This is a genomic window from Psychromonas saccharinae (genome assembly GCF_051201515.1).
GTDB lineage: Bacteria > Pseudomonadota > Gammaproteobacteria > Enterobacterales > Psychromonadaceae > Psychromonas.
Genome location: NZ_CP195153.1, coordinates 847,525 through 873,986, shown reverse-complemented (window position 1 = coordinate 873,986; position 26,462 = coordinate 847,525). Strand labels below are relative to the sequence as shown.

Genomic DNA, 26,462 nt, shown 5'->3' with positions numbered 1-26,462 from the left:
CGCCTGCCATACCAAACCAGCTGAAGGTGCAAACCCTCGCACTCAATAAAAGCAGATCATCTGATTAATAAGGTGGAGTTTATAATGAAATATATACTTGTGCATGACTTGGGCACATCCGGTAATAAAGCAACCCTTTTCACCACAGAAGGGAAAATTGTCAAGTCAGAGGTTGCGACCTATGAAACGATTTATCATGGTGAAGTCAATGTGGAGCAGAACCCTGATGACTGGTGGCATTCTGTTATTGAATCGACGAAGCGCTTAGTAAAAGGGATCAAGGTCGAAGATATTGCCGTTATCTCCTGTAGTGGTCATATGCAAGGTATGGTCTGTTTAGATAAACAAGGAGCACTATTACACAATTCACTGATCTGGATGGATCAACGCTCTGCCCCCCAAATGGAAGCGTTAAAAGCCAATATTTCGGAGGAAAGAGTTTACCAAATCACCGGTAATCGTATGAGCCCGGTTTACACATTAGAAAAGCTGATGTGGATGCGCGATAACCAACCTGAGATCTATAACAAGATCCATAAAGTGCTTAACACCAAAGACTATATCACCTACAAACTAACCGGTGCTTTAGTCACAGATTATTCCGATGCATCGGGTACTCACGCCCTTGATATCAATGAGCGTTGTTGGTCAACGGAGATTTTAGCAGCAGCCAATGTGCCTGTAGACATCTTTCCAGAGCTTCATGAATCGATAGATATTGGCGGTTATGTTACCGAATCAGCGGCTAAAGCATGTGGCTTAATTGCTGGCATTCCCGTTGTTTGTGGCGGTGGTGATGGTGCCTGTGGCACAGTAGGTGCAGGTTCTATCAATGATGGTGAAGCATACTGTTGTATGGGAACATCCGCCTGGGTTGCAATAACTAACAATCGCCCTGTCATTGATAAACAGGGAACAGCCATGAACCTTGCCCATGTTATTCCAGGGAAACTCATTCCTATCGGCCCCATGTCTTCATCGGGTGTTGCCTACCAATGGGGCGTAGATTTATTTGCCAAAGTAGAAAAACTAAAAGCCGAATCTACTGGCGTTTCTATTCATTATCTTGTTGAAGAAGAAATGAGAAAATCTAGCGTCGGCGCAAATAAATTAATTTTCTTACCCTATCTACATGGAGAAAGAAGCCCAAGATGGGACCCAGCAGCGCGCGGGGTATTTTTTGGTCTTACGTCAAATCACACCACCGGTGACATGTTGCGCGCTATATTAGAAGGAATAACCTTTAATCTTAGTCTGATATTTGATGTGTTTAAAACGCACATCGATGTGAAAAAGGTTAATTTAATTGGTGGTGGTGTTAACCAGCTACAGCAACAAATTTTATCGGATATGTTTGACGTACCGGTTAATACCGTTGCTAATAGTCGCTCAGCATCCGCCGTAGGCGCTGCCGTGGTTGCCGGCATCGGCGCCGGGATATATAAAGACTTTAATGCAGTAAATAAGTTTATTGAATTACACGAAACCTATCACCCTATAGAAGAGAATGTCGCTACCTACAAACCATTAAAAGATATTTTTGATCAAGTCTATTTAAATCTAGCGGATGTATATAAAGCATTATAATTCATACTATTACCTTAAGAGCTAACAATAGTCGTTAGCTCTTTTATTTCTGGCTTATAGCCACGCTAATTTATTGATATACATAAAAATAAAAGTTTCAGACTATGAATAAACCCGAAGTTGTATTTAATTATATTGGTAACTTACCAGAATGCCCCACATGGGATGACAATACAAACACTCTATTATGGACAGATATTACCGAGCAAGAAATTCATCGTTTTTCACCTCAAACAAAGAGTCATTCAGTACTTTCTTTTAATGAAGAAGTTGGTTGCTTTGCACTAAGAGAAAAAGGCGGATTCATTTTAGCCATGCGCACAGGAATATTTTTAAGTAACAAACAAGGGGAAATTGAATCTCAAGTTTGTCAAAATCCAAACAATCCACCTTTAGCACGCTTTAATGATGGTGGTGTTGATCCTCAAGGACGCTTTTTCGCCGGTACTTATTGGGCTCCAAAAACATATAATGCAGCTTTACTTGTACGTGTTGATTCTGATCTTAAAGCAAATGTTGTCCAATGCGATATTTTAGGTGCTAATGGTTTAGCATTTAGCCCAGATAAACAGTGGATGTACACCTCAGATACTCCTAATCATGTAATTTATAGAACACCAATAAACGAAAATAGTGAATTAGGTCTACGCGAAACATTTAAGAAATTTCCTATCAACAACGGTCGCCCAGATGGTGCCGCTGTTGATATTGAAGGTTGCTATTGGACTGCAATGTTTGACGGTTATCGAATTTTGCGTATTAGCCCAGAAGGAGAAGTCCTAGAAGAGCACCTCCTGCCTGTTCGCTGTCCTACAATGGTATGTTTTGGCGGTCAAGATATGAAAACACTTTATATAACAACTACACGTCAAAACATGGACGAAATTGAACTTGCTAAAAACCCATTGTCTGGCAGTTTATTTGCCATTAGAACAAAAGTGCCGGGGATGATTAAGCCCAATTTTATAGAAATATAATGATAGCGAGAGACTCTGACAACAATTTTTGTAACAGTGGTTTGTAAACGTAATCTTTAAGGCTAGCTTCAAAAGTTATCATAAAACGATTCAAGATCGTTTTCCGATTTCTTGTCGGCATAGTCCATTCTTTGAGCTATTAATGCTCGCAATATTTTAATCAAAGTTTACGGCAAAAAAATAGTACGCATTAACTTACAACACAAACAGGTATAAAGAGATGAAATATTATTTATCATTCGACATTGGCGGTACTCAGATAAAATTTGGCATACTTACTGAAAAAGGCAACATAATTGAAAAAAGTAAGATAGATACAGTAGATAATGGTGAACAGATTATCAACGATATTGTCACGGTGAAGAATAGACTTGCATCCAGATATAGCTTACAGGGCGTGGCATTCTCTATGCCAGGCTTTGTTAACATTGAAACAGGATATCTAAAAACGGGAGGCTCAATACCTGATTTTTATGGCATTAATTTTAAAGAAATTATGCAGGAAAGATTAGGCTTACCAGTAGAGTTAGAGAATGACGTAAATTGTGTTGCATTTTCTGAAAAGTGGCATGGTAATGCAAAAGATTGTGATAATTTTATTTGCGTGACAATTGGTACTGGTATCGGAGGAGCTTTATGTTTAAACGGGCAAATATCTCGAGGCCATAGTTATATGGCTGGTGAATTTGGTTATATGCTAACTCATAATATATTTAGTAGTGGTAAAAACAAAAGTACTTGTACTTTAAGTGCCACCGGCTCTGTTAAACAAGGCCTAATCTCTAATTATTGTGAACAAAAAAAAGTAAATAAAAAGAAACTATCAGGTATCGATATCTATCAACTTGCAGATAAAGGTGATCTTATAGCAAGCAAAGTCATTAATGAATTTTATCAAAGTATTGCAGTTGGGTTATATAATTTAACCTTCATTCTAAACCCTGAAAAAATATTAATTGGTGGTGCAATAAGTAACCGAACTGAAATATTTTCTGCAATTAATAAAGAATTTCAAAGCATCATTGCAGAGCATCCAGACCTTAAAGGCTTTTCTGTTAAAGATTTAGTCTGTATCGAAAGTACGCACTTTAAAAATGAATCTGGGCTAGTAGGTGCACTTTATCACTTTTTGCAAATGCATAAATAATGAACCGTTATATCCAGTTCATTAACTCTTTTATTGGTTTAAAACGGCACGTTGATGAGTTAGTTTTCCGAGATCCTTTGGAGACACAGTGAAAGTAATTAAGACTATTATCTCAAAAGGTAGTAGGGGCGCAAACATCATAGGCAAGAAAGTTGCTCTTTCACTAAAAGCTGTATAGAAGCAAGCATCTAACTTTGCTTGTAATTCCTTTTTGACATAAGGTCGAAGTCCATATTAGCCCCTAGTGTAATTAAATTACATTATTAATTTTTATGTCAGTTGTCGTACCACCAAATCACATCAGAATTGCTAATAAAGATCTTCCAAGGCAGACATCAAATAGCATATATTCTTACCACTAAATAACGTTTGGTTTGCCACTCAAAAAAATAACCTTTGGTATCAAAAGCATTTGTAAGTCGTCGTAATTAATCTCCACTTATATGCTATAGATAACAATCAATAAGCAAGAGTACGGAATTTGAAGTGAGGTCAACCTATCCTCAAAGCTCAAAGCGGACGGTGATAATATTTTAAATATTGGTCATATATTTATAGTTTTCGGTGGCGCTTTGGGGCACAAACCGACTTAGATTTTTTACTCTATTTATCTGTTGAAACTACTTTATTTGCGCTCGTTTTCTCCCAATAATGAGCAAAATTGGTTTTTCTACTTAAAATCGAGTGGTTGCATAATTATGCGAAAACTAATAAGAAGCTAAACGCCGTATGAACGTCATCGCTTATGCCAGAGGTTACGAAAAGTAAAACAAAGTAATGAATAGGCTCTCCCCACATAAGCTGAAACTATATGTGGAAGGAGCTATTATTATTTATAATTCAGTAAGAAATTCAGAGACTTTGGCCAAACCTTCTTCGAGAATGCTACGATTATTCGCATAACCAATTCGGAGATAACCCTCCATTTCCAATACACTGCCGGGAGTAAACATTACGCCTTTTGATTCTAATAATTTCACACAAAACTCACGAGAAGGCATATCGATGTCATATTTTAATAGCGCAATAGTAGCTGATTTAGGCTTGATATAAGAAATCAGAGGTTCATTTGCAATCCATTTATCTAATATTTCCCGGTTGGTTTTACAAATATCACGGCTTCTGGCAATGATTTTATCGCGACATTCTAAAGCAATACTCGCAAAGTAGTCATCAATCATTCCAACACTAATCGTATTGTAATCGCGATGGATAGCAACTGCATGAATAATTTCTAATGGTCCGGCTATCCAACCGAGTCTTAAACCTGCTAAAGAAAAAGATTTTGACATACTGCTGGTGCTGATCCCTTTTTCATAAAGATCGGCCACGGAAGCTGTATAACCATCACCTTCTTCATCTGTTCCTCGGTAGACTTCATCACAAAGTAAATAAGCACCACATGCACGAGCAATTTCAACAACCTGCTGTAGAAAGGCTTCATCCATTAAGGCACCGGTCGGGTTGTTCGGATTATTAATGACAATCAATTTCGTATTGTTAGTCGCAAGTGTTTTAAGCTTGTCTAAATCAGGTAAAAATTGATTCTTTTCTTCAAGCTTAAGAACCTGAACATCAGCTCCATAACTTTCTGGTATTGAGTAATGTTGTTGATAGGTTGGAATAATGGTGATGATCCTATCCCCTGGTGAAACCAATGTTTCGTGAACAAGTGCATTTGCACCGATAGCGCCGTGTGTGATCAATATATTTTCACGAGCTTGTTTGCGATAAAGAGAAGTAACACTGTCACGTAATCTGTCGGATCCTTCTATTGCACCATAAGTCAATTGCATCGGTAATAGTTCATCCATAACAACATCACGCTTTCCAGCCATAGTTAATAACTGCTCAACAGTTAATGACTCAACACATGTTTCAGCCAGATTATAAAGGCATGTCGTTTCATAATCATTCATCCAAATTTCAACACCAAACTCTTTAATATCCATAATTTCCTCTTATCTTTCGTATTTTATAAAATTAGCTAGATATGCCAATCACTCTCAGGTGCTTAATTCAACGAGAGTTTATTGACTATATTTATTAAGGTTACTGATTGGCTAACTGCCAAATTCCATAAGCCATGGCAACATCTTCCAGTCCAAGCCCTATTGATCTGAAAAACACTGGTTTATCATATTTTGGCAAACTACAACTCTGCGCAACTAACTCTGTTAAATCCCCTTTGATTAATGATGGATCCCAACCGAGATCAGAGGTTGCAATGCACATTTCGCCGGCACTACTCGGTGTAGTAAGTTTGTAATCACAATAAACATCTGCTTTATGAAGAAGCTCTGGTGGCACTTCATGTGCGTTGAGTGCATTAGTGCTGATAGAGGTAACAACGGCAGAAGATTTTATATCATCTAATGAGATAACCGGTGTTGCAGAAGAGGTGCAAAGCATAATGACGTCTGCATTTTTTACACAATTTGTTGTCGAGTCAGAGATACTGATACGAGAGCCCATTGCAATTAATTCTGATTGTAATTGCTTATCATTAGCTAATTCGGGGGAGAATACAGTGATCGTTTGCCAATCCCTCAGTCCTTTAACATGGCGAAGGTGAGACTGGCCAACACTGCCGGTTCCAATTATTGCTAAATGCCGGCTATTTTTAGGTGCTAAATAGTTAACAGCTAATGCTGTTGTTCCTGCGGTTCTTTCTATCGTTAACTGGCCTGAATCACACCATAATAGTGGTTGTCCTGTTCTCATTGACATCAAACTGGTCCAAGCTGTAATAACTGGCTTGTCGGTGGTGACAAGGTAAGGGGAAAGTTTAGTACCAAATACTTCTTGTTGACTCATTGCACCCAAGTAAGCAATAAAATCACCTTTATCTTCAGGAAATAAAGTTAAAGATTGGGGGGGCTGTACAGCTTTATCTTCACTGAGCGCTAGAAATAAAGATTTCATTATTTCTTGAACATTTAATTTAGGGAGTAGCTCATTAATGTCTTTATTTTTCAATATCAATGGCTCAGTGTTATGAGCCATTAAATCCTTCGTATTACTTTCCATATTTTCCTCTTATATTTATGAGCAACGGTATTTGGTTCGTATACTTTCAAGCGCTTTTATCATGGTTTCTAGATAAACATTGGTGAAGTTTTTTTTCATCCGTCACAACATAGCCACTGATGCTCGCAATATAGTCCACAATTTATCATTGATAACCATCTTCATCGTATCGCTTCTAGAATAGGGTTATTAAAAATTAAATAAGTATTCGATACTAGCGATTTTGCCGCATATCAGGCATGAGCTAAAGTCATGGCTTTAGTTTCTTTACAGGCAGAGCAGTACTGAGTTAATAAAGGGGGGATTTTCATCTACAATTAAAAGCTGCATGGCTATTTTAGTTTTAATTAAGCTTCACATATTAATTTGATTGGGTGTTGCTGGTTAGTACCTTGATAAATGTTTCAATAGCTGGATTTGTTATTTTGGAGGATTTTAATTTTAGGTAATAACTCGCTCCTGTCGGCACGCTATAACTCATTGCTTGCTGTAGTCGATGCATGCGGATATCTTCTTTAACGAGATTGAAATCGGCAACTGTAATACCAAAACCTTGAATAGCAGCCCCAGTCCATTGTTTCGAAGTACTGGTTTTTCTTCATGGTCATTTTATGCTGTTCGGTTTTTTCTATCCACAGTCGCCAGTCTTTTTGATCTTTTGTTGGATGTAAAAAAGTATAACGACTAATGTCAAACTGCTCGTTACTTTTAATCAGGCTCGGAGCCAAAACCGGGACAAGTACTTCATCAAATAGTTTTATTGTTAATTCACTTGCAGCTATTGCACTCTCTGCACTGCTTGTTGCGTCCTTAGAGTAGATTATTGCAGCATCAAAATTCTTCTGCAGCAAAGTCAATATCGTGCTCTGTGGTGGAGGTCAAAGCGACGTGCAATTCGGGGTAATCATCCTGGAGTTTGACTAAATGCGGCACCAGCCAACGCATCAAACAAGTCGGTGCTTTTAGCTTGATTTCACCGCTGGATTTCATTGCTCGTTTTGTTGTGCTTAAAACCTGTTGGAAAGCAGTCTTAATATCTGGCAAGATTTCAGCCCCTTTCGTTGTTAGAGTTAGCCCTCTGGCATGGCGAAAAAACACCTTGAATCCCAAGTAAGACTCTAGAGAAGCAATCTGACGACTGACAGCTCCTTGAGTAACAAATAACTCTTTTGCCGCATGGGTTAGATTGAGATGTTTTGCGGTAACGATAAAAGCATACAAGGCATTAAAAGGAGGGGTACCGTGTGCCATAAAATAAGCTCCATAAATTCAGTCATGTGTTTTACTCATAGCTATTATGACAAGATTTCGCTAGTTGTCACAATTAATATTTCATTTAATGGCGGGGTAGAATCTTGCACTCACTTTAGGAACTCTTATGATTATTTCACCCGTGAACCCGACATCAAAATTGAGTAATGTTGGCACAACAATATTTAGTGTTATTGGCCAGTTAGCTAATGAATTCAACGCGATAAATCTATCTCAAGGTGCTCCTGATTTTCCCTGCTCAGCTGATCTGCGTCAACAAGTTGAATTAGCCATGCAGGCGAATCACAATCAATATGCACCAATGACCGGTCTGCCGATGTTAAAGGAGCAGGTTTCATTAAAGATTAATAAGCTCTACCAACGAGTTTATGATGTAGAAAAAGAAATACTAATTACCGCAAGTGCAAGTCAAGCCTTGTATGCTGCTATTTCAGCACTAGTACATCCCGGTGATGAAGTTATCTATTTCGAGCCTAGCTTTGATAGTTATGCCCCGATTGTAAGATTACAAGGAGCAAAGGCGGTAGGCATAAAGCTGACTGTTCCTGAGTTTAAAATAGATTGGGATTTAGTCAAAAACGTATTAAATTCAAAAACAAAAATGATCATCTTAAATTCACCGCATAATCCATCGGGAAGTGTGATGAGTCAAAATGATTTGAATACGCTTGCAGAATTGACTAGGGATACAGGTATTGTCATTCTTTCCGATGAAGTGTACGAGCATATGGTCTTTGATGGTCAAGAACATCTCAGTATGTCGAGCCATGCTGAACTTGCTACGCGCAGTGTCGTGGTGACATCTTTCGGTAAGACTTTTCATGTAACCGGTTGGCGTGTCGGGTGTTGTGTTGCTCCCGCCTCCATAATGAGTGAAATTGTAAAAGTCCATCAATTTATGATGTTTTCAGCAGATACGCCTATGCAATATGCGTTCTGTGAACATATGAAAACGCCTGCCAATTATCAATATTTAGCTGACTTCTATCAGAGTAAACGAGATCTGATGATTCAAGAATTAAAATCGGGTCCCTTTGAAGTACTGCCCAGTTATGGTTCATTTTTTATGTTGATTAGTTATGGTCATCTAACTCAGGCGTGCGACTCAGAAGTCGTAAAGCAATTGATCCGCAAGCACGGTGTCGCGACAATTCCGCTGTCTGCATTCTATAGCGACAGTACCGATCATAAGCTGATCCGCTTATCATTTTCGAAGAGTGATCAAACCATTATTGATGGTGTCAGAGCGTTAAATAATTTTAGATAACGGAAAGTAATAGTACGGTGAATTCGGCTACCTGATTAGAGGTGATCGTGCATGAATTCCAGTAATGGTTCATATTTTATAATGCATGTTAATTCCCGAAAGCATGCATAATCGTGAGTACAGATTTTTATGTTTCTAAGGCACTTTGGGGGCGTTTGCGCCTTAGCTTTCAGAGGCGAAATGGGCACAAACAGCCTCAGTAAAGATGAGAAATTAAACCTAAATTAGTGGCCAAAACCATTTAACCATAACTGTTCACTACAATGGAGAATCAAGGAATGTTAAAAGTTATCGCTTTAGATCTAGAAGGTACGCTCATCTCAAATGCGATGAGCCAAATACCTAGACCGGGGCTATATGCCTTTCTTGAGGGATGCAAATCAATAACAGATCGTGTAGTAATATATACCACTGTAAAAGAGGCTATCTTTAGAAATATAGCAGGTCTTCTAGTATCAGAGGGAACTGCTCCAAAATGGTTTTCTACAATTGAGTATGTAAACTGGAAGGGAAAAACTAAGGATCTTCGACTGATACCCAATAATGAGATGAGTTCTTCTGTTTTAGTAGATGACTTTCATAAATATATCCACAAAGGCCAAGAGTGTCGGTGGGTTGAAATCGCCCAATTTGATCATCCGTACCCCGATAATGATAGTGAACTAAAGATTATTTTGAGTAGATTAATGTCAATGTAAACTTTTGTGGCTTAGTCAAATTAACCATAGATTCGTAGTTTTGTATGGCGCAAAGCGGCACAAAGCGCCCTAAAATATTCAGATAAGAGTTATTTAATTATGAATTAAATGCGTAAGAAACAGCCTATTTATTATCAAATTCATATTTATAAAACTATTTTAAAAGTGAACCGCCCCACACCCAGGTGTTAACCCCCTTATACATTAATTAACGAGTATTTTAGACATTATCCACTTAAAATTAACGATTTGGAGAAACCATGAATGAAGGTAAAGTATTAAAGCTATTTCACTCAGAAAGTAATGAAATAAAAAAACTAATATCAGACTTAATTGGAAAATGGCCTCATGGATATTGCCAACAAATAGACCAGCCAAATAAGGGGGCTGACTTCTATATAAATATCGAACTCTATCAAGATATAGAAAGCACTAGGTCAGTAATCAGAACATATATGCATTTGCTATGTGGTTATGCGCCTGCTTGCATAGATGATGGTGAAGTGGCTGTATGGCTTAATTCAGGTGATATTTATAGAGAAATTGAAGTCAGGGGGAAAGGAAAAGAGTTAGCATATGATTTCTGGCAAGCAATGGAAGAAAAAAGATTAGAGTATAAAAATAATGGTTATGAAATACATGGGATTTTTATGACGACCATTGCTAATTTTAATGTTTTAAAAGATTGGAGCTTGTATGTTGCTATTTGTCGTGACTTTGCTGACCTAACAATGCCAAACGGTTGTTTTATAAATCATGTAGAAGATATAACGCTTAATACTCAATTTGCATTGAAACCGATCCCTAAAAGGGTTTCATATACGGATGGAGAGCTAGTAGAAAGAGGTATTGACCCCGCATCTATACCTCCATTTTTAAAGAAGAATAAAAATACTTAATGGCGCTAAGTCATAAATCTATAGCTAAATAGGAAAAGCGAGTGCCCGTTAAATATATGTTTTAGTAATAGATAAATAAGCCCTTGATTAGGTATTTTTCTACTTAAATGCATGAAGTACTTCTTTTGATTATTTTCAAAATATAATAGGAATATTAATGGCAAATTCACAGTTAAAAGATATGCAGGAATTGCTTAGAAAAGCAAAAATGCTTCCTGAGATCGTAGAACCTGAAAAATCAATATTTAGTATCGGTGGTCGTAGACATTGGGAAAACCCAACTACAGAAATATTAGCCTTTTTTTGTGATAACAATGCTGCTCATGAATTAGGTGACTTAGTTCTTAAATCGCTAATTCAATGTTTACACACTAAATATCACAATTTGGACTTCTCATTAAATAAGCCACCTGAGCGAGAGGTTCGCACCCCGTCGGGCAAAAGAATAGATTTATTATTAGAAAGTGAACGTTGGGTTATCGTATTAGAAAACAAAATTTTTCATGTTCAAAATAACCCTTTTACTGAGTATGAAGAATTTGTGATGCAAGGTACGCGTCGATTTTTTAACGATAAAGAAGCCATTTTTGTGGTGCTTTCTCCAGATGGAATGGTGACAGGAGCAAGCGATAAATGGAAAGGTATAAGTTATGAATGTTTAATTGAGAAAATTAAACAACATTTATCAGAACATTTCATAAATCATCCATTGAATAAATGGGTTGTTTTATTACGTGAATTTATTTTACACCTTGAGGGATTATTGATGAGTAAATCAAATACAGTTGAAGATGAAAATATTGAATTCGTCCTTAAAAACATAATTTCTATTAAAGAATTACAAGATTTAAAAACATTATCGATAAAACAATGGCATGAATCATAACGGGCACAACTAGAAAGTAGAATGGATACTGATATAAAAATAACTATCCACCATTGGGATGGTTTACCCGCGTTGAGATTTTCATATGAAAATTGGATTGATAATGGTAATGATGTTGTTTTATTTCTTTCGGGTAACAATAATGAGCACACTATTTTGTGTTATGCGTTATTACCCTCCAAAGATGAAGATGTTTTGAAAAATGCAGATAATGCTCTATTGATAGATTGTTCCGATGCTCCTTGGATGGAAGGTAAATATCGTGCATATCAAAGTAAATTTGATTCTTACGACAATGTAGTGGATGAATTATATAAAAAGCTAAAATTATTGGATAATTTCTGTTGTAAGAAAAATTAGTAGTCTATGTAAGAGGGAAATATGACATTTTTCAAGCCGCTTTGAACGCCCTCTGATATTTCGCTGTGTCACAACACACAAGTTTTCATTTTGATAGCGAGTGAACTCGCTATCAAAAAATGCTGATTTAACGAAACAATTGATTATTTTTAATATTCATTTTTATCTCTGTGAGAATTGCTTTTATTTCTGTTTTATCTTGAGTGTCAGCAAGCTTTTCAAGTGATGTATGTAGTTTTTCTATGCCGTGCATGTACATCATATATTGGTGATGCTGCGCAGAGGTCATTCCCTCCATACTCGACATCGCTGACATATCACCATGGCTTATTTGGGAGTGGTCCATATTAACCATATCCATTTTGCTATGATCCATCTGTGAAGGGTCCATATCGATCATATCCATTTTATTATGCTCCATCTGAGTATGGTTAATATCGGTCATGTCCATTTGCGAATCCTCTATATCCATCATAGCCATTTTACTGTGATCCATTTGTGAATGAACCATCTCACCACTATTCATAGCATATATTTTAGCAGGGATCTCCTCAGAGGCTTTTTCATCGAGCAGTAATAATTTGTCAATGTGCTGTTGCATCATTTGAAAGTCATCTGCTTTGAATGCTTTTACATAGCCGCGCAACTCCCTTTCGATGGACTTCATCGTGATGGTTTTACTTGCTTGCATTGTTTTCATCTGGGCATGCTCTTGATCAGCGAACAAACTTGTTATTGGTGCGGATAAAAACAGTAAACCACTCAATACTAATGCCATTTTTGTCTTGTTCATTTTGTTATCCTTTTATAGTTAAGTCATTATTATAAAATACGATTATGTGTCGAAAAATAGGCGCCCGTAATTGCTAAACCGCGCGCACCTGTCTTATTGAGTTCTTAATTTGAACTGACTGCGCATGACAATTTTTTCCATTGGAAGTAGACTGCCGGCAAAATCAGTAAAGTTAAAATAACCGCACTGACCATGCCACCGATCATCGGTGTCGCGATGCGCTGCATCACTGATGATCCCGTGCCATCACCGTACATAATCGGCACTAACCCGATCACCACCGTTGCCACCGTCATCATCACAGGCCGCACACGTAACCCGGCCCCTTCCACAACAGCTTCCCTTAAATCATTAAGATTGAAGTCGCCAAGACGTTGCATTTTTTTCGCTTCCAATGACTGGTTTAAGTACAACAGCATAATGACTCCAATCTCTATCGAGACACCTGCCAAGGCGATAAAACCTACCCCGACGGCAACAGAAAAATTAAAGTTCAGCAGGAACATCAACCAGATTCCCCCCATTAACGCAAAAGGTAGGGTGGATAAAATCAGCAACACTTCCCCAACTCGGCGGAAGGCTAAATAGAGCAGAATAACAATGATTGCCAGCGTTACCGGGATCACCTTTGCCAAACGCGCATTGGCTTTTTCCATGTATTCATATTGACCGGACCAAACCAGTGAATAGCCACCTGGTAAAATCAATTGCTCATTAACAAGCTGCTGTGCATCTTTCACATAGGAGCCTAAATCACGGTTTTCGATATCCACAAAAATCCAACCATTGAGACGAGCATTTTCTGTTTTTATCATCGGTGCACCCGCTTCAATATAAACATTAGCCACATCACCTAAGCTGATATTCATTTTCGCAGGCGTTACAATTGGCAGCGCTTTAAGTGCCGTCACCGAATCACGATAATCATTCGGATAACGCAGGTTCACCGGATAACGCTCCAAACCTTCAATGGTTTCAGTGATATTTTTACCACCAATAGCTACCGCCACTAGTCCCTGTATTTCCGCAATATTAAGCCCGTAACGCCCCGCTTTTTCACGGTCTATATCAACTTTGACATAACGGCCGCCGGTTACCCGCTCAGCGTATACCGAAGCTGTCCCCTCAACATTTTGTAAGATCGACTCGATCTGCTTACCAATTTTTTCAATTTCAGCTAAATCAGCACCAGCTATCTTGATACCTATCGGGGTTTTAATACCCGTTGCTAACATATCGATGCGTGTTTTAATCGGCATCACCCAGGCATTAGTAAGTCCTGGAAATTGGATCAGACTATCTAATTCATCAATCAACATTTTTTTGGTTATACCAGCCCGCCACTGATCCTGTGCTTTAAATTGAATCGTGGTTTCAATCATAGTCAGAGGTGCGGGATCGGTCGCTGTTTCAGCGCGCCCTATCTTGCCCCATACACTTTTCACCTCGGGCACTGTTTTAATCAATTTATTGGTTTGCTGTAATAACTCTCGCGCTTTACCGATAGAGATCCCGGGATAGGTGGTCGGCATATACATCAGATCACCTTCATCAAGCGGCGGAATAAATTCACTGCCGATTTTACTTACCGGATAGAAACCAACCACTAAAGCGACTAATGCCAGGCTGATCACCAATTTGGGAAAACGTAGACTTAAATCTAATACTGGTTGATACAGGCTCACCAGAAAGCGATTGAGTGGGTTTTTATGCTCAGGTAAAACCTTGCCGCGAATAAAGTAGCCCATTAGTACCGGAATCAGGGTAATAGCCAGCCCCGCAGAGGCAGCCATTGCATAGGTTTTAGTAAATGCTAAAGGAGAGAACATCTTACCCGACTGTCCTTCTAGAGCAAAAACCGGTAAAAAACTAAAGGTGATAATCAGCAATGAGAAAAACAGAGCAGGTCCTACTTCATTGGTGGCTTTACTGATTACCTGCCATCGGTTTTCATCTGTTAGTTCGGTTCTCTCCATATGTTTATGGACATTTTCAATCATTACAATCGCACCATCCACCATCGCACCGATAGCAATGGCAATACCACCAAGCGACATAATATTGGCATTAATTCCCTGCCATGACATGATAATAAAGGCAACAAAAATACCGACAGGAAGACTGAGCAACACCACCAGCGATGAACGGAAATGAAACAAAAAAGCCGCACAGACCAAGATCACCACAATAAATTCTTCAATCAATTTATGATAAAGATTTTCCACGGCGCTATTGATCAGCTCAGAGCGATCGTAGGTAGGTACAATCTCCACCCCATCAGGCAAGCTCTTTTGCAGACTATTAAGTTTATCTTTAACGGCAGTAATGACCCCTTTGGCATTTTCGCCGAAGCGCATCACGACGACTCCACTGACCACCTCGCCTTCGCCATTAAGCTCAGTAATGCCGCGCCGCATCTGCGGTCCCAAATTGATTTCGGCCACGTCACCTAATAGCAGCGGTGTCCCCTGTTCATTCACATGTAGCGGAATCGCTTTAAGATCATCAATCGAGGAAATATAACCCGAGGTACGGACCATATACTCGGCTTCGCCCATCTCAAGTACACTAGCACCTCGTTCTTGATTGGCATTTTCAATGGCTTTGCTAATTTCATTAAGTGGCACGTTATAGGCGCGCAGCTTATTAGGGTCGACACGCACCTGATATTGCTTAACCATGCCGCCAACGGTAGCCACTTCTGATACGCCGGCAACGGTTTGCAGTTCAAACTTTAAAAACCAGTCCTGCAAACTGCGTAGCTCACTGAGATCATGTTTGCCACTTTTATCAACCAACGCATAACTGAAGATCCAACCAACACCGGTTGCGTCAGGCCCTAAAGCGGAGCGAGCCTCTTTGGGAAGATCCGGCGCAACCTGCGAGAGATACTCCAGGACACGCGAACGCGCCCAGTACATATCGGTATTATCATCAAAAATGATATACACATATGAATCACCAAAAAACGAATAACCACGCACCGTTTTTGCACCGGGCACCGACAGCATGGCCGTCGTTAACGGGTAGGTGACCTGGTCTTCAACCACCTGTGGTGCCTGTCCGGGATAACTAGTTTTAACAATAACCTGAACATCACTCAGGTCGGGGATTGCATCTATCGGCGTTTTTTGTAGGACAAAGAGTCCGTAAGCAACAATCACGGCGGTCAGCAATAAAACCATGATCCGATTATTAATGGACCAATCAACTATTTTGCTAATCATAGGAACACCTCACGAGTAGCGATTGCTAGCGGCAAGCGACTGCTTAACGGTTTCGTTGTTACGGCGCCTAAATCTAACCAATCAAGATTGTCTTCCTTTATCTCCGGTGTCATCGAGTTATCCGCATCGCTACCTAACATACGTTCAAAGTCAGCACTGATGCTAGACTCTGAATCAATTAAGAACTGCGCGGAAGTTACGATTTTTTGCCCCTCGCTTAGACCTGATAATACTTCTACTGAATCTTTATTTTCTAATCCCAAATTTACCACAACAGATTTAAACTGACCGTTACCTAACGCCAACACGACACGATTCATATTGCCGGCATAGATCACAGCTTCACGCGGGATCTGTAGTCTGTTTTTAGCCATTTCCGGAGTTAAACTGACCCGGGCAAACATATTTGGTTTAAGTTGTGCACTTGGGTTATCAAATTGCAGACGAACCCGCAGGGTGCGATTATTCATATTCATCTCAGGGTAGATAAAATCAACTTGTCCATGCCATTGCTGTCCGGGAAAATAATCTAAGTGCATAACGGCCGGATCGCCAAGTTTAACCAGGGATACCTGCGCGGCAAACACCTCTACATCGACCCAGACAGTATCTAGATCGACCGCTTTAACCACTACGGTTGCCGGTGAAATAAATGCGCCTTCATTAAGCGTAAGTGCTGAAATAGTCCCCTTTTGCGGTGCAAAAATGGTGATCCTCTGCTGCACCTTGTTACGCTTTATTATATTTTCAATCTGATTTTTATTAACGCCTAATGCCCGCAGACGCTCCTTTGACGAGCTAATCAATGCACGGCGCCCCAGCTTGATAGCATTAAACAGCGACTCCTGTGCCTTCACCAATTCCGGTGAATAAAGCTCAAACAAAGGATCGCCTTGTTTAACCTCGATACCGACGGATTTTACATAGAGTTTTTCAATCCACCCCGATACCCGGCTATTGATCTGCCAAGTCGCATTGTCGTTGGCCTGCACCGTTCCTAAGCTATTAATCTCCATTTTAAAATCTTTGTTGACGACCGTCCCGGTACGCACCCCGAGGTTATTTTCAACTGCCGCTGAAATTTTCACTAACCCCGCTTCAGACTCGCCGCCAGCTTCGTCATACACAGGGACCAGATCCATACCCATTGGTGATTTACCCGGTTTATCACGGCGGTAGTTGGCATCCATCGGCGCAACCCAATAGAGAATTTCGGGCTCCGTTTGTTTGTCTTCGGCGTAGACCGGTACAAGATCCATGCCCATCGGTGATTTGCCCGGCTTATCGCGTCGGTAATTGGCATCCATTGGCGCGACCCAATATAAGATTTCAGGCTCCGATGAAGCCGTTTCCGGAGATATAAAATGACTGATTTGTTGGCTGTTTGCGGCAATAAAACCAACCACTAAACCAAGGATTAAAACTAATAAATAACGCATAATTATTTCCTATTAGAGTGCTTGAAAATAACGGATTTTAGAAAGGCTTTTAAGACCGTCGAAATATAACTGCTGATATTCTAAAATGAGGTTCTGCTGATGAATGTAAGCCTCAATAACCTCTTTAAACGTACGTGTATTCGACTGGTAGCTTTGCTCTAACAACTCCGCATGCAGTTTTGCCTGTTTAAGTAAACTACTCTGATAACGCGCCTGGCGGGCTTTAATTTGTCGATAATTAACAATTTCAGTCGCCAGTTGGGCATTAAGCTGACGCAGTAACAAACGATGCTCTGCTTGTTTCTGTCCTTTGGTCTGCTGGGCTGATATCAGCCTTTGGTCCTGACGTTTATCGGTAAAAAGAGGAATATCCATGGTAATAAAGCCACTCAACAAATTCGCCCTCGACTGGCCCGTATCTGAGTCACGAAAGCGATATCCGTAACCAACCTCGACCTTAAAACTGGGTTTATAACTCTGCTTGGCAAGATCGATTCCGTTATCTGCCACCACAATGTTTTGTGCTAACAGCTTGGCTTTTGGATGCTGACTAAGTAGGGCGTAATAGTTAGCGTGCTCTGCGGACACATCTATCAAGTTGCGTGTTTCCTGCCATTGTGGTATATCATCCGGCAAATCGTCATAGGCATATTGACCAATCCATTCGCTTAATAGGCTGCGCTGATTAGCTGACATCTGCATTAATCCGGCAATTTTGTCATCGAATTTATTGAGCTCTATTTCAGCTGCCAGAAGATCTTCATTCTCAACCATCCCAAGTGAAAATTGTGCTTCCAAATCACGATAAAAACTGGAAAATAACTGCTTATTTTCTTTGACGATATTTAATGATTTTTCCACAAAGAGAATATTCAACCACAACTGACGAACACTTCTTTTGACGATTAACTGTCGATCTAAACCTTTAAATACAGCAAGCTGTGATCTCTCATTGAAGCCTTTTTGACTGAGTCCGCGAGTATCCCCTCGACTGAACTGTTGCGATAAACCAACAGATAATTGAGTCATTGGATCTTCATCAAACTTAAAACTATCCGTCGGCATATTAGCCGCCCCCAGCTTGATCATCGGATCGGCAAGCGTGGCCGATGCGACCCCTTGAGCCATAAGAGCCTCCTGTTGTGACTGGTATACCTGCTGAGCCGGATCCTGCTTGACAGCAATCTGCTCGGCATCATTAAGGCTGATAGTTTCAGCCTGTAGTTTGAAACTAAATAAAAGTGTTAAGCCAAGCAGTCCACATATACCGCGAGGATGCTTAACGGATAAAAAAGATCGGGTGATTTTCATAACCACTTCCTTTATTCACACTTCTGTTTAGGAATCGTTACAAAATAATTTTGCAGCTAATCCTTAGGCAATTGTGCTTATCGAAAGCGCAACATTGCTTGTAAATACAGAAGTTAGAGATTAATAAATTAATTTTTTTGCTTACTTCTTACTTGTTAGTAACAAAGCTGCAAATCAGCATTGCTATAACTAGCGGTATACAGAAAATTAACTTAGAAAAGGAGGTCGATATAAGGATTCGGGGAAGTAATAAGGGGCGCCAGAAGTTCCACGCTGATAACTGAGCAGCAACATAGATTGATTAACTGAATGCGTATGCTCAATAAAGTGAAGGACAGAGACTACGGTCATCATGTCGCAATTATTTGGGCAGTCCATACCTTCTGACATGCCATCATTCGTACATTCGGTCTTATTCATGCCTTTATGTGTGCTATGTTTCATCATTGGCATTGGGCAATTCACCATAGAAACTATGTCATCATTTAATACAGGAGCAAATGCCGACACTTTCTGAATGAAAGTAATCAGTATTGTTAGCATCAATATTAAGGTGATAAGTCGCTTCATATTTAAACCGATAAGTGAATTAATAGCTAAATAATAGACTATCCCCTAGGGGGAAGGTCAAGTTTTTAATCTCTTTTTATGGTTGTGCACACACGGCAAGATCATTATAAATTGAACTTTTTTCTCAACTAGCAATAAGTGCTGTTATATCTGGGGTTGAGGACTTTAGCCATCTAAAACTTGATTGGCTGCGTAAATATCGTCCCTTTGAGTCAGGTATACCTAAGCATGATACGATTGCTCATGTCATTTGCAGGTTAAAAGCACAAGAGATTGAGTCTGCATTTCAATCTTGGATATCCTCTCTTATTAAAACAACGAGTTGTGATGTCATAGTAATTGATGGAAAAACAGCAATTCCAGAACTATTAGCGATACAGGATATTGAAAAAAACATTATTACGCTAGATGCCATGAGCAGCCAGCAAAAAATAGCAGAGCAAATTATCAAACAAAATGCGGATTATATCCTTGCTTTAAAAGGTAAACACTCTGGTATGCAAGCTGAATTTGAAGCCTGGTGGCATAAGGTTCAAAGAGAAGGAGTATCAAAATAAAACTACTCTGAATATATTGAAACAAACGATGGGCATGGTCGAATAGAAACAATAACTTGCAAGCAATTGTTACTTGATAAAAGCTGGTTAGATAAAGAGTATACTTGGTCTGGCTTAAACAGCATTATCAAAGTTACCTCTGAGGTTCACGAAAAATCAACAGTTGTGGATACGAGTGAGACCCGTTGGTATATCACATCATTAGATTTGAATGCAGAGCAAGCTCTTAATGCAGTTCGTAGCCACTGGCAGGTAGAAAGTATGCACTGGATACTTGATATGACATTCAGAGAAGATGAATATCGTATACGTAAAAAACAGGGACCATTAGCTTTTAACGTGAGGAGAAAAATTGCAAGGGCACTGCTTAAACAAGATATAAGTAAAACGGCAAGTATGGCCCGTAAAAAAAGATGGCTACACTGGATGACGACTATCGTTCACCCCTTTTGGAGTCAGGGGTTAAAATATGCTAACCGTGAACTTATAATTGTATTATGTCAACTTATGGTTGTAGCGACACTAGACTTTGTAATAAAAAAACAAAATACAATTTTATGTCACACTACACTTTAAATTTGTCAATGTATGATTGCATTATGACAAAGTATGGTTGCAGCAACACTTATAAATTTATATTAATAAATCCCCCCTACTCCTTCTGAGGAATTGCTTGGCGCACATAAACATCAAATCTGTTTTTCTTTGTCTTAATGCTCATGGTTGGTTTTTTATCATTGAGAAATGGCGCATAGTCTGGGCGCTTAACCACCACACGATAACGTGCGGCCTTTAAGGCAACATCTAATAAATCATCGGCGTCAAGATCGGCACCAACAACGCCTTGAAAAACACGCATTTCTTTTTTAACTAATGCCGATTTCTTTTTGTGTGGAAACATTGGATCTAAATAAACGACATCGGTTTCATTATTTTTTAAAAACTCATAACCGCTGCCAAATTGGAATTTCATGCGTTGCTGCATCCACTCCCCGATTTCAAAATCCATATAAGCGCGCTCTAGCCCATCTTCAAGCAATGCTGCAGCAACAGGAGAGCGTTCGACTAATGTCACGTTACAACCTAGTGATGCTAGCACAAAAGCATCTCTACCGAGCCCTGCTGTCGCATCAATAACATCGATCTGGATACTCCCTGGTTTTAATCCAACTGCTTTGGCAATAGATTGACCTTTACCACCACCGAATTTACGGCGATGTGCGACGGCGCCCGAAGCAAAATCGACAAACACTAATCCTTGCTGTGGGTCATCAACCTGTTCTAACGCAAGGTATTCAGGTAATAATCGCAATTGAAAAGTATCACTATGAGTGCCGACGAATCCCCATTTTTCACGTAAACGGTTTGCTTTTTCACGCAATACACTGTCATTACAAATTAAAGGTATATCCATCCAGTTTGTTCTCCGCTAAAAACAAAAAAGCCAGTCAATGACCGGCTTTTTATCATACATCTAAAATCAATTATAGAGGCGTAACGATATAAAGTAGATCACCACTTGATACCTGTTGACCATTCGTATGAATAATACGTTCAACACGGAATTTCGTTTCTGGATCGTACAATACGGCATCTTGTCGGTTGAAGCTTGATAATGTAATCGGTGAGAACATTTTCATTGCTTCCATCAGACCAACGGTTTGCTCAACATTAACAATATCACCTTCGTGAACGAAATCAGGTTCAGAAGGAGAAGAAGCACGATAGAAAATACCAGCACTTTGAGCAAGTACTTTCAGTTCGTTACTACCGTCAACTTGAATTGAAACATTACTACTACCAGCAGAGGCAGATGCTTCCATTTCATCGATCATCGCTTGCTGATCAAGTTTAGCCATAAACTTAGGTAGATAAGTTGTATCGTAATTACCACCTAAGAATGTGTCATCTTTTAAGATACGTTTCAATAGTGGAATATTAGTTGCGATTCCTTTAATGACGACGTTATCTAAGAAGTCTAACAATTTAGCGACGGTGTCATTACGATCTTCACCATGGCAAATAAACTGTGCAACCAAGCTATCGTAGTAAGGTGATACTTCTTTTCCTTCGGCAATCATTGACATAACTTCAACGTTATCTTGCTCTGGAATCACACACTCAACCACTTTACCTGGGTAAGGTACAAGCTGCATTACACCGTGGTTATCAAGTGCCGCTTTTTCAGCCGTCACACGAACTTCAATCGCATAACCTTTTTTCTTCGGCTCGTAATCCGCAATACTTTCACCTGAAGCGATTTTGTATTGTGCACTTACGATATCGATGCATGACGTTGCTTCGGTAACAGGATGCTCTACCTGTAGACGTGTGTTCATTTCCATAAAGTAGATTGCGTTTTCATCTAGGTCATAAATAAACTCAACGGTACCTGCGCCCATGTAATCCACAGCATCAGCCAATGCTTCTGTATGTTTCAATGCTAATGCTTCTAGTTCAGCAGGTAACATCGTTGATGCAGACTCTTCGACTACTTTTTGATTATTACGTTGTACAGAACAATCACGAATACCCAACACTTTGGTATTACAATGTTTATCACGTAATAATTGCACTTCAATATGACGTAATGATGTGATGTATTTCTCTAGGTATAAATCGCCGTTACCGAATGCACCACGCGCTTCCGCAGAAACTTGGTTAAAGCCGGCGAACATATCTTCCGCTTTTTCGATAACTAAGATACCTTTACCGCCACCACCATTTACCGCTTTAAGCAGTACTGGGTAGCCAATTTCATTTGCGATATCCAGCGCTTGTTCCGCACCACTTAAAATACCGTGGCTGCCTGGTACCACTGGCACGCCATTATCTTGTGCAGTTTTGATTGCGTTAGACTTATTACCCATAGTCAACATACTGGTCATACTTGGACCAACAAAGTTGATGTTATGGCTAACACATAAATCGGCAAAGTTCGGGCTTTCAGATAAGAAACCAATCCCCGGATGTAGCGCATCGACCTCTTCGTATTCTGCAACTTTTAATACCGAACTTGCATTCAAGTAACTTTCGTCAGAGGTGTTACCCCCTAAACAAACCAATTTATCGCCTTTGCCTAGCATATCTGCAGGAACAGAGGTCATATCTGGGTCAGAAGCCACTAATACGACATTGATATTGTTATCCTGTGCTTTACGAATCAATTTAACCGCCGTACAGCCACGTGCATGCACTAAGACTTTCTTAACTGGCGTCATTAACTCACGCGGATCCGCTTGAGAATATTCTTCACCATCAATATCACAAACAGGTACAAAACCATCTAATGCACGTTGAATAGTTTGCTCAACGGTCATTGTTGGCATTGGCATATTTTCATCGATATCACGTAGTTTATCGTTAATATCATCGGAGAATGGGTTAATAACCAATCCGTCCATTGCGTTTGGTACGCGAGATAAGTAGTTCGATAATGTCGACGTTGATGGTAAGTATGCAGGTACAACCATTTGTCCAGCGAACGGCATGTTCGTACCAGAGAAATAGTAAGTTTGTGCTAATGGGTGAGTAACAAAACTCGCTTGTGCACCACCCGTACAGTCACCGTAACCAAACATTAATACAGGTAAGTCATTATCACGAATAAAACGTGTAATACGATCATTAACCACAGCCATTGAGAATAATGCAGCAGCACCTTCTTTAGTTTGCATACCGCCTGAACTAATAAATGCAACAACCGGTAAATGTTGTTTTGCACATTTAACAAGTAGCGCACAGAATTTTTCTGCACTGGCCATATCAAATGCACCGGCTTGGAAGGATAAATTAGAGACAGCAACACCAACGCGTTGTTCTTCACCATTTTCTAATTTAAATTCACCAATACCTGTCACTAAACCACAAGGCTTGATTTTTTTATCCAATGCATCTTCAACAGATAAACGGAAACCAGGGAATTCCAATAGGTTAGCGGTCATCAAGTCGGCTCTAGATTCTTTAAAATTAGTAAAGAATTTACTTAAGATAGCTTGGTAGTCATTGTTACGTTTGTTTTTCTCTGCGCGCAACACACCTTGAATCAACAGATCTTGATAACCCATGGTTAAACGGTTCCAGAAGTCTTTACGACGACCGATACGCGCAGGGTTAATCGCACCATTATATTGAGATGCATCTTCACTACTGTTGTAGTAAGAAGGAATAATTTTTTCGAAAAGGTGAGTCAGAATAACGAATAAACTCGCATTCATTTGTGGCGCACCAATACTTTTCCACTCTTCTACTTTCGCTAGGATATCACCACGGTCACTTTGACTCGTAAAGTGATGTAACCAAGCGTTAAAGCTTTGTCGTAATTGCTCGTAATCATCATCGCTGACTTTACTTAATGCACCTTTTAATGAACTACGTACAAGTGAAGAAACAGATTCACGTGATAATTCTTTCGCTGTCATTGCCTCTTTTGCAATAGACGCCAAGTTACCCATTGTATTGTCATATAGCGTATTAAATACCAACATATGACGACAATGAAGTAGGAAACATTCACGTGTATCTTGATGACTAACCACATCGATAATTGTTAAATCGGTCAACTCAGGGAATGTATCCGTGATAGGCAGATTAATGTCATCTTCAAGATGTTCAATTAATGCTCGGAAGTTATTTTCAGCGCTGGTTTTCCAACGGTTATATAACGACCACGTTAAGTTAATCATTAACTCGCTACGAGCGTTATTATAGTTTTCTTCCGGCTCACCAAGAATTAATTTAGTAAACATATTACGCTCAACGCTTTTATCTTCGCGTTTAGCTAGGAATGATTTCCAGTTTTTATTTAACTTATCATCATAGATAAGTTTGTCTGGATTATTTAACCAGTTAATAAATACCTGTTTACGATCTTCTTCAATACGCGCTTTTAAATCACCTTCTGGCACAGTCAGTTTAGATAAACGGCCGTACTCACCAGAGTAAATCGCCTTGATACGTGAACGTAGCGTTAGGTAACGCATGTAACGGTATGTTAAACCAAAAGCATTATTATGCACGGTTGGGTTTTTAGCCAAGAGCAATGCATTTTCAGATGCATTTTCAATCGCTTGAAGTTTTCTAGATGGCTCTAAGTAACGCGCTAAGCTGCGGTTGTAATGTTCCATAATATCAGGGGTATTATGAACAAACTCAACAGATTTCTCTTCAATTGAAAGGATACTCGAGATAATCGCTTTTTGAAGATTGTGTTGACGCTCATCTTGGTCAACTGGTGAATAATCAACGATACCATCGATACAGCCTGATTCGTACAATTCTTCAGGTGAAACACCAACCGATTGCGCACATTCCTGCCATGACAGGTTGTATTTACGCGCAATGCTTTGTAAACCTTTAGGTTGGATAGTGTTAAAGATACCATCACGCACTGATAATAAAATATTCGCCGTTGCAAGCGGAATAGCCCCCCCCGAGTAACCAACACCAACAACAATACCAACGGTCGGTACATCGACATTGGCACTTTCAGTGATCATTTGTGAAATACTATGAGCTTGGTTTTGGCTATTCGCTTCTTCGCCCGCATCTGCCCCAGGGGTGTCAATTAAGAACACGATAGGTAATGACAAATCAGCAAACTTACGAATCGCTTTACTCGCCTCTAAATGATGTTCTGGCATCCACGCGCCGTTATTTGAACTACGCTCCTGCGCAATAATACCTACGCGACGAGTGTAATCTCCAAAATCGAGTTCCATCTCAACACTATAGAAAGCACCATTCAATTTTTCAGTAATGATTTTGCCATTGAAGCCAGCAATAATAGCTTTCGCACCGGGACGTTTATTATCTTCAGCCGGTTGTACCGTTCGCGCAATGTAAGCATCGACATCTAATTTTTTGATCGTTGCTAAATTTGATTGAATTTGTTGACTATCAATCAGACCTTCTAAATGATCAGTCGTTGACGGTAATGAATCATCCGGAAATAGAGAAAAATCTTTTGCGATATGCTCTGCATGAAGAAATAAAGGATCAGCAATATTATTAGCCTCAAACGGAGAAATAGGTTTTCCTGGCATACAATACCCTTAAAAATAAGTGTTAAAAAAAATAAATGACATAATTTACAACTTATTAACCTATGATTCCACTAATCATTAATAAGGTGTAAACAGATCATAATGTAATAACTTGTATTCTGCGAGATTTGCACTGTATTTTGTGCAAATATCAAACAAAGCGACAGTTTTTAGTTCATATTTCCCTAAATCAATATCGCTTTGCTATATAACCGAATTACCCGAGGTCTTTTTCAGATAATGCTAATGTATGTAATAACCTTTCAGTGACAATTTATTACCGCCGTAAAACATGTCGGTACTACCATCTGAAAATTTTCAATGCAGATTTTACTCTGTTTTGTATACGAGTGCGAATTAAGCCCCAATTAGCCTAGATCCGGCATCTAAATAACATT

The 26,462-nt window shown here is 39.4% G+C and carries 19 protein-coding genes and 1 pseudogene; 9 read left to right on the top strand and 11 right to left on the bottom strand.

The window, feature by feature from the left end; translation table 11 throughout:
* Nucleotides 1–84: 84 nt before the first annotated feature.
* From xylB to ACR30L_RS03935, 3 genes are all read left to right on the top strand, one after another.
* Nucleotides 85–1,587: a xylulokinase gene (gene xylB, locus ACR30L_RS03945; protein ID WP_435236747.1), complete on the top strand. Its 1,503-nt coding sequence runs from the start codon at nt 85–87 to the stop codon at nt 1,585–1,587.
* 104 nt (nt 1,588–1,691) lie between these two features.
* Nucleotides 1,692–2,564, top strand: coding sequence for an SMP-30/gluconolactonase/LRE family protein (locus ACR30L_RS03940; RefSeq protein ID WP_435236746.1), 873 nt, complete (start codon nt 1,692–1,694; stop codon nt 2,562–2,564).
* A 220-nt stretch (nt 2,565–2,784) separates the two neighbouring features.
* Nucleotides 2,785–3,711 (top strand): ROK family protein, encoded by a 927-nt coding sequence (locus tag ACR30L_RS03935; RefSeq protein WP_435236745.1) that lies wholly within the window; start codon nt 2,785–2,787, stop codon nt 3,709–3,711.
* Between the two features lie 833 nt (nt 3,712–4,544).
* Here ACR30L_RS03935 and ACR30L_RS03930 read toward each other — a convergent pair.
* The 4 genes from ACR30L_RS03930 to ACR30L_RS03915 form a co-directional block, all read right to left on the bottom strand.
* Nucleotides 4,545–5,663, bottom strand: coding sequence for an aminotransferase (locus tag ACR30L_RS03930; RefSeq protein WP_435236744.1), 1,119 nt, complete (start codon nt 5,661–5,663; stop codon nt 4,545–4,547).
* 100 nt (nt 5,664–5,763) lie between these two features.
* Entirely contained in the window at nt 5,764–6,741 is a 978-nt protein-coding gene (locus tag ACR30L_RS03925) for an ornithine cyclodeaminase family protein (RefSeq protein WP_435236743.1), read from the bottom strand.
* Between the two features lie 515 nt (nt 6,742–7,256).
* Nucleotides 7,257–7,592, bottom strand: a complete 336-nt coding sequence (locus ACR30L_RS03920) for a hypothetical protein (RefSeq protein WP_435236742.1) — start codon at nt 7,590–7,592, stop codon at nt 7,257–7,259.
* Nucleotides 7,573–7,992: a LysR family transcriptional regulator gene (locus tag ACR30L_RS03915; RefSeq protein WP_435236741.1), complete on the bottom strand. Its 420-nt coding sequence runs from the start codon at nt 7,990–7,992 to the stop codon at nt 7,573–7,575. The genes ACR30L_RS03920 and ACR30L_RS03915 overlap by 20 nt, the downstream gene beginning before the upstream one ends.
* 127 nt (nt 7,993–8,119) lie before the next feature.
* Here ACR30L_RS03915 and ACR30L_RS03910 point away from each other — a divergent pair, with 127 nt between their 5' ends.
* From ACR30L_RS03910 to ACR30L_RS03890, 5 genes are all read left to right on the top strand, one after another.
* On the top strand, nt 8,120–9,280 hold the full coding sequence (locus tag ACR30L_RS03910; RefSeq protein ID WP_435236740.1) for a methionine aminotransferase: 1,161 nt from the start codon (nt 8,120–8,122) through the stop codon (nt 9,278–9,280).
* Nucleotides 9,281–9,558: 278 nt separating this feature from the next.
* A complete protein-coding gene (locus ACR30L_RS03905) occupies nt 9,559–9,978 on the top strand; it encodes an NIF family HAD-type phosphatase (RefSeq protein WP_435236739.1) in 420 nt (139 codons plus the stop codon).
* A 260-nt stretch (nt 9,979–10,238) separates the two neighbouring features.
* Nucleotides 10,239–10,877 (top strand): hypothetical protein, encoded by a 639-nt coding sequence (locus ACR30L_RS03900; RefSeq protein WP_435236738.1) that lies wholly within the window; start codon nt 10,239–10,241, stop codon nt 10,875–10,877.
* 157 nt (nt 10,878–11,034) lie between these two features.
* On the top strand, nt 11,035–11,763 hold the full coding sequence (locus ACR30L_RS03895; protein WP_435236737.1) for a PD-(D/E)XK nuclease family protein: 729 nt from the start codon (nt 11,035–11,037) through the stop codon (nt 11,761–11,763).
* A gap of 21 nt (nt 11,764–11,784) precedes the next feature.
* Nucleotides 11,785–12,123, top strand: a complete 339-nt coding sequence (locus ACR30L_RS03890) for a hypothetical protein (RefSeq protein ID WP_435236736.1) — start codon at nt 11,785–11,787, stop codon at nt 12,121–12,123.
* 127 nt (nt 12,124–12,250) lie between these two features.
* On the opposite strand, the gene ACR30L_RS03885 is transcribed toward ACR30L_RS03890, so the two are convergent.
* The 5 genes from ACR30L_RS03885 to ACR30L_RS03865 all read right to left on the bottom strand — a co-directional run bounded on the left by ACR30L_RS03885 (nt 12,251) and on the right by ACR30L_RS03865 (nt 19,463).
* Entirely contained in the window at nt 12,251–12,916 is a 666-nt protein-coding gene (locus ACR30L_RS03885; RefSeq protein WP_435236735.1) for a hypothetical protein, read from the bottom strand.
* A 104-nt stretch (nt 12,917–13,020) separates the two neighbouring features.
* Nucleotides 13,021–16,143: an efflux RND transporter permease subunit gene (locus tag ACR30L_RS03880; RefSeq protein WP_435236734.1), complete on the bottom strand. Its 3,123-nt coding sequence runs from the start codon at nt 16,141–16,143 to the stop codon at nt 13,021–13,023.
* A complete protein-coding gene (locus ACR30L_RS03875; RefSeq protein ID WP_435236733.1) occupies nt 16,140–17,582 on the bottom strand; it encodes an efflux RND transporter periplasmic adaptor subunit in 1,443 nt (480 codons plus the stop codon). Before ACR30L_RS03875 ends, ACR30L_RS03880 begins: the two co-directional genes overlap by 4 nt.
* A gap of 12 nt (nt 17,583–17,594) precedes the next feature.
* Entirely contained in the window at nt 17,595–18,893 is a 1,299-nt protein-coding gene (locus tag ACR30L_RS03870; protein WP_435236732.1) for a TolC family protein, read from the bottom strand.
* A gap of 207 nt (nt 18,894–19,100) precedes the next feature.
* Nucleotides 19,101–19,463, bottom strand: coding sequence for a hypothetical protein (locus ACR30L_RS03865; RefSeq protein WP_435236731.1), 363 nt, complete (start codon nt 19,461–19,463; stop codon nt 19,101–19,103).
* 128 nt (nt 19,464–19,591) lie between these two features.
* On the opposite strand from ACR30L_RS03865, the pseudogene ACR30L_RS03860 reads away from it, so the two are divergent.
* Nucleotides 19,592–20,496, top strand: a pseudogene (locus ACR30L_RS03860) (ISAs1 family transposase); the annotation flags it as partial.
* Between the two features lie 176 nt (nt 20,497–20,672).
* Here ACR30L_RS03860 and ACR30L_RS03855 read toward each other — a convergent pair.
* Together ACR30L_RS03855 and ACR30L_RS03850 are read right to left on the bottom strand one after the other, a co-directional pair.
* Nucleotides 20,673–21,434 carry a class I SAM-dependent methyltransferase gene (locus ACR30L_RS03855; RefSeq protein ID WP_435236730.1) on the bottom strand — a complete coding sequence of 254 codons (762 nt, stop codon included), beginning with the start codon at nt 21,432–21,434 and terminating at the stop codon, nt 20,673–20,675.
* Between the two features lie 70 nt (nt 21,435–21,504).
* Complete coding sequence (locus ACR30L_RS03850; protein WP_435236729.1) at nt 21,505–26,064, bottom strand: biotin carboxylase N-terminal domain-containing protein; 4,560 nt, start codon at nt 26,062–26,064, stop codon at nt 21,505–21,507.
* Nucleotides 26,065–26,462: the final 398 nt, after the last annotated feature.